1 protein-coding gene is annotated in these 308 nt (G+C 47.4%); it reads left to right on the top strand.

Annotated elements, in window-relative coordinates; translation table 11 throughout:
- Positions 1–42 precede the first annotated feature (42 nt).
- A partial coding sequence (locus ACLUXO_RS10345; RefSeq protein ID WP_412137461.1) for a transposase occupies positions 43–308 on the top strand: 266 nt, incomplete at its 3' end.

Here is a 308-nt window from a genome sequence, read left to right as displayed (position 1 = left end):
TATGACTCCACCAACAAGAACTGCAAGGCTGGAGATATTGAGATGGCGGAATACGGTCACCCTAAGAATGACGTTGGCGCGCCAATCATCAACTACTCGATTGCTTACGACATGACCAATGAGAAGCCCCTGCTTTACGAGAGCTACCCGGGCAGTATCGTGGATGTCTCGCAGCTGAAATACATGCTGGAGAAGATTCGCGGCTACGGCTATAAGAAGATAGGTTTCATCCTTGATCGTGGATACTTCAGTAAGGCTAACATCCAATTCATGGACTCGTGCGACTATGATTTCGTGATGATGGTTAA

This window comes from Lactobacillus delbrueckii subsp. bulgaricus, assembly GCF_046938665.1.
GTDB lineage: Bacteria > Bacillota > Bacilli > Lactobacillales > Lactobacillaceae > Lactobacillus > Lactobacillus delbrueckii_C.
This window is presented reverse-complemented; position numbering and strand designations above follow the sequence as displayed.